The 2,526-nt window shown below is 43.8% G+C and carries 3 protein-coding genes; all 3 read right to left on the bottom strand.

Annotated features, from left to right (window positions below; translation table 11 throughout):
* Positions 1 to 360: STN domain-containing protein (locus tag Q5866_RS21035; RefSeq protein ID WP_303182363.1), on the bottom strand; the 360-nt coding region annotated here is incomplete at its 3' end.
* A 145-nt stretch (positions 361 to 505) separates the two neighbouring features.
* Positions 506 to 1,675, bottom strand: a complete 1,170-nt coding sequence (locus Q5866_RS21040) for a FecR domain-containing protein (RefSeq protein WP_303182365.1) — start codon at positions 1,673 to 1,675, stop codon at positions 506 to 508.
* Between the two features lie 93 nt (positions 1,676 to 1,768).
* Positions 1,769 to 2,308 (bottom strand): RNA polymerase sigma factor, encoded by a 540-nt coding sequence (locus Q5866_RS21045; protein WP_099290087.1) that lies wholly within the window; start codon positions 2,306 to 2,308, stop codon positions 1,769 to 1,771.
* Positions 2,309 to 2,526 lie beyond the last annotated feature (218 nt).

Raw genomic sequence — 2,526 nt, forward strand, 5'->3', positions numbered from 1 at the left:
CGGTTGCTTTTTCGTGTCGTACACGAATCCTTTCAAACGAATAGATTTCTTTTCCTCTTTCGTATCCCGCGGCTGAATCACTATCACCTCATCTGCAATTCGATAAACAAATCCCGTTCCCTGAAGAACCTCATCCAAAATTTGACGCACCGTAGCGTCCTTCATATTCAAGGATTTCACCCGCAAACTTCTCACATCATCCACGTTATAAATAAACGTGAACGTAGTGTTTTTTCTTATCGCCGAGAATACTTCCGTTAAAGAAACATCTTCCAGCGAAAGTGTCAATCTTGCATCCTGCGAATAAGTCGTTGCCGACACAGACACGGATAACAAGAAAAAAAGCACAAAAAATTTCATCTCCATTAACATTTTTCGCAGCCTTATTTTCATAAGAGCACTCGAGTTACACTTTTTTTTCATAACTTTGTTTCTGAATTTTACATTGAATTAATTTATTGAATGTATTCTGACAGGTAGCGTGGGGGCGTTACCTGTCTTTTTTTCATTCACACACGTTTATAGTCCTATCTTTTATATCAAATTTCACTCGTTTTGTCTGTTCTATTCTCCTTAATATTTGCTCTATATTTTCGTAGCGCTTAACTTCCACGGAAAACCTCATGGACTTCACCCCCGGGTTCACGTAAAAAATATTCACGTTATACCAGCGAGCCATGACATCCAAAATCGTTTCCAAATCCGTATCCTCGAAATAAAAAATTCCCTCACGCCACAACGAATAATTCCGAGCCTCAACCTGTTTCACCTCAAACCCAAGTTTCCCGTTCTGCCATATTCCTTGTTGATTAGGTATCAAGGTCACGCTATCTGCCCCTCTTTGCAATTGTACTTTCCCCTCGACCAACGTCGTGACCACCTTTTCGCTGTACGCCGAAACATTGAAACTTGTACCCAGCACCCTAACATTCACGCCATTTACCGCCACGACAAAGGGTTTTCCGGCATTCTTCGCCACCTCGAAATATCCCTCTCCCGTCATCTCCACTTTCCGCAGGTCTCCGGTAAAATGAACGGGATATTTTAAGGTTGACTCGGAATTTAACCAAACACGTGTTCCGTCTGCCAACTCCAAGGCAAACTCTCCGCCGCGGGGTACTCTCAACGTGTTATACCTCTCGCCCGCTAACGGTATCTCCACGGAATCACTCCCCGTGTACTTTACCATTTTGTCCGATGTTTGGATTTCTGTTCCTCCCACCTCATTTATGCGTAATCGTGTCGTATCGTTCAACTCGACCTTGCGCCCGTCAGCCAATTGTAATTGGGCCTTCACCACACCATGAGTAATGGCAACAGTCTGCACGGGTATTTGCTCCCGTGATGTATCCCGGCTCATAAGCCAGAAAGCCGCTATTGCCAACGGCAGTACAATCGCCGCCGCGTATCTGCTCCACACGATACGCCGTTGTTTCCTTATCCGTTGTTTCGTGAGTTCCCAACGGGCATCTGTCATCCGTCGTCCCGCGGCTTGTTCTTCCCACACTTTATCGTTTGTTTCCAACGATATTTTCAACCGCTCGTACTCCTCTTGATGTCGCCCGTCTTCCGCGAGCCAACGGGATAATTCCTCCCGTTCCCTCTCGTCCATTGTTCCCGTCAGTTCTTTCGCTATCAGCCGGGCAATCATCATCCGTCGTTCTAATAAATCCATATAATTATTATTGTTTTACCCTAGAGATTACTTCAAAACCCAAGTGGGTGGGTAAAACAGCAAAAAAAATTCAAAGAAAGACGATTTTAACATTTAATCGCTCAAAAGGAACGTCAAAATAAGGAAATAATTTTTTGATAATAAACCTCTTAATGTCACGTAAGCCGATTTCTTCAAATCTTTCACCGTGTTCACGGAAATCTGTAACTCTTCGGCAACCTCCGTGTTGTTCATACCTTCCAAATTCAATCGAATAATCTCACGAGTCCGGGGTGGCAATTGCTCTATTGCCGCGTACAAAATCCGTATGGTTTCCTGACGTGTCGCCTCTTCCAGAAAATTATAATCATCCGCATCATCTTCATCCAACTGTGCGAAATAATGCTCCGCCGCACGTTGATGTTTACAATGATTCCAGTACAAATGCCTCGCCACCGTGTATAAAAAGGCCTTCCCGTACTCCACGGAAATAATCTCCTCCCGCCGCTCAAACACTCGCATGAATGCCTCCTGCGCCAAATCTGCCGCCAATTCATCGTCACCCGTGTAACGTCGCATAAACGCCTGCACGGCTGGAAAATTCTCCCGAAAGAATTTCTCAAACTCTTTATCTGACTTAATAACAACACCCATGATGTTGCAAAAGTAATGATTTATTCAATTAATCCAATACTGAAATTCCATTTGGAAATACATCAATATCTCATCCAAAATTTTTTCACTTTTGTTTTGGTGATTTTATCACCCGCCGCAACGAACTCACCGGAATAGTCAACTTCACGTTCATTTGCAAATGATAAGGCGGTTGATTGGAAAAGTATATCGCACGGATACTCGATACCATCGACACC

Origin of the sequence: uncultured Butyricimonas sp., assembly GCF_959596855.1 — a bacterium.
Lineage (GTDB): Bacteria > Bacteroidota > Bacteroidia > Bacteroidales > Marinifilaceae > Butyricimonas > Butyricimonas muris.